Source organism: Methylobacterium sp. E-065 (assembly GCF_022829605.1).
In the GTDB taxonomy this organism is placed as follows: Bacteria; Pseudomonadota; Alphaproteobacteria; order Rhizobiales; family Beijerinckiaceae; genus Methylobacterium.
Genome location: NZ_JAKSYD010000228.1, coordinates 1 through 2506, shown reverse-complemented (window position 1 = coordinate 2506; position 2506 = coordinate 1). Strand labels below are relative to the sequence as shown.

At 65.2% G+C, this 2506-nt stretch carries 2 protein-coding genes; one reads left to right on the top strand and one right to left on the bottom strand.

The genetic code is table 11. The annotated features are described in order from the left end of the window. Positions 1 to 1794: 1794 nt before the first annotated feature. Positions 1795 to 2334, top strand: coding sequence for a hypothetical protein (locus tag MKK84_RS26255; RefSeq protein WP_243924960.1), 540 nt, complete (start codon positions 1795 to 1797; stop codon positions 2332 to 2334). Here the strand turns inward: MKK84_RS26255 and MKK84_RS26250 are convergent. Continuing rightward, positions 2321 to 2506: hypothetical protein (locus tag MKK84_RS26250; RefSeq protein WP_243924959.1), on the bottom strand; the 186-nt coding region annotated here is incomplete at its 5' end. The two genes, MKK84_RS26255 and MKK84_RS26250, sit on opposite strands and share 14 nt — an antisense overlap.

Below are 2506 nucleotides of genomic sequence, written 5' to 3'. Positions count from 1 at the left end.
ACCAGAGGTGTTCATGCCAGCCTTCACCGCTTGGCCGGCTGCGCTCGCCCGACCAGCTCCGCCGGCCAAGCTAACCGTGGTGGAGCGGCCTACTGCGCACTAACTTTAACCTTGGACCACCCTGTGGGGGCCGATCAGTCGGCTGGCGCAGGGAGCGATCCGACTGGCCGAGGGCGACGGCCTGCTGACCATCCAGGAGCGCCGCCACCAAGGCCGGAAGTCCAACCCGAACATGGTGCGCATCATCAGTCGGGAGTGGCTGCAGTGGCTCCGGCGGGGAGGGCGATCGGCGGCCCCGGCGCTGCTCGGCGGTATAGGGTGCAAACCTATTCACCCCACGGATAAGGGAGATCCACAGAGGCAAGTTGTGGACGCTGAACCAAAGAAGGGCTGTTGAGGGGCAGCGGTCGACCTCAGCCGAAGCGATCCCGTGAGAATTCGCGCGGCCGGTAGAACGGGCCGAGCTATGCGGTGAGGGTCTGCGGTCGGGCGAAATAACGAACGCGAGCGCCAATGGCGAAAGTCGTTGGCTAGCGAGCGACGTCTCAGATCGAAATGATTGGGCATTCTGCATCAGCAGCGCGCATCGGCGCTTCGATATGTTCGCCCCGCCACGACTCTAAATATCTCGACCTTGAACTGTTTCTTACCCAGATTAGTTCTGAGTGGATGTTACAGCGTGGTCCGATTTTTGTGGGCGACCTGAAGCCCGTCGGCACGGCGCGACCACTCGCAGTCGTCGGGCCTGACCGCGGCCTGCCGTCTTGGATCACGATATCAATTTCGTGCCTCTCCACCCTTACGCTGTTCACAGCAGCCGGGGCTTGGCTTGTCCCTCACGGCGACTGGTCTTCTACAACGTTGTCCCAGCGGCTGGCACCGGCGGCATCGGTTCAGCCACAGCCTCCATCTACTTTCCCGACCTGGGTCGAGGTTCCGCACCTGACGGGACCTCTTTCCCACGCAAACGATCCGGATACCTTCAATGTCGCCGACGCACCCCGCACCTTCCTGGACCCGAACCCAGCGGACGCGGTCGAGCAGCCAGCCTTTCTGCCGCCACGCGCTAACCCACGCCTTCCACTCCTCGGCCTAGCGCCTCTCGATGCGGGACGTCTGACGCATGAGCAGCCGCCCGCCTGGAACGAACGCCCGGATCGCCAGGACATTGCGATGGAGCGCCCGTCATTGGTGGTGGCGACGCTCAAACCGGACTTGCTTGATCTATCGCAAGATCCAGCTGAGCCGAGGCCGACACAACCTCTGTCGGCCGATCCAGCATCGACGCCGATCCTGCCACCTCGATCGGCTCGGGCGCGAGCTCCTACCGAAGTCATCGTCCGCCCCGCACCGACGATCCCCATTGTACTCCCGCTCGGACACGTGGCGACGCTAAGCCCTGATCATGCGCAGCAGGTAGTGGATCGAACGAGCCCGATCGTACCGCCTTCTGAAACAGGGATTGTGGTCGCGCCGATCCAGAACCCCGGACCGGTGAAGCAGGCGCGGTCTCTCAGTAGACCAAGAACGGCGACAGCGGCCTCTCGGGCACGAGCGCCCTACCGCGCTGCCGAGCAGACGGCGAGCATCATCAGCCGGCCGATCTGGGTTCGAGGGCGGATCGATGCCAGCGCGATCGCGCAGGCCTCCTTGCACCGGACGCGAGCCAATCGCCCCGCCTCCTCGCCTACTACAGCACCGTCCTCGCCTTGGACGCTGCCATCCGCCCTCGCGCCGACGGACTAGCTCGATGCCGCGGCTCCTCGTTCACCCCCGCGAAGAAGGAAAGCCGTGATGCTTCTACGTTCCATCTGCTGTGCCACCCTCATCTCCGTCCTGGCTGGCCCAGCGCTGGCGCAGGACACCCCCGCCGCACCGGACACGTCGGCAGCCACTTGGCAGATGCCGTGGCAGATCGCACCGATCGGGGCTGCCTCCTCTGCCGCCGGCGAACAGACCATCCTGTCGATGGTGCCAGGCACCGGCCTGGTGAAAGGTACCTCGACGGCTCTGCAGACCATCGGGCAACCCTTGCCGGAGGTGCCGGGTCGGAACCGCACGGTCGACACCTGCCGCGCCACCGTGATGAGCGAGGCTGGAAAGGCCGGGATGAAGCAGGTGGAGGCGGTATCGGCGGGGGCCGAAAGGACCGACAAGAAGGGCGACTACTTCGCGCCGGTCCTGTTCCGCATCACCTACGACCGCCGGATGATGTACGAGGTGCGCCAAGCGGTGATGATCTGCGTCGTGAGCCGCAAGGGCGCTATCGTTGACGCGTACCTGCCGGCTGACGAGGCGGTCATCACGCAATGGCCGTCCCTCAGCCGCCAGTGAGCTGACGGCGCCAGCCTCTCCCACACCTGCTGCCGGCGGCCGCGCACATTCGGATCAGGTCGTCCTGCCACTTCTTGGCCGTCGCCGACTGCAGCTTCTGCGTGGTGCGCAGCACGAGGATGTCGCCGTGCCGAACCTCAAGGCGGTCGAGCTGGCGCTCCATGTCGTCCGC

What these genes read in the sequence shown, in the direction of transcription:
- MKK84_RS26255 (WP_243924960.1), top strand. Translation starts at nt 1,795, where the DNA reads ATGCTTCTACGTTCCATCTGCTGTGCCACCCTCATCTCCGTCCTGGCT.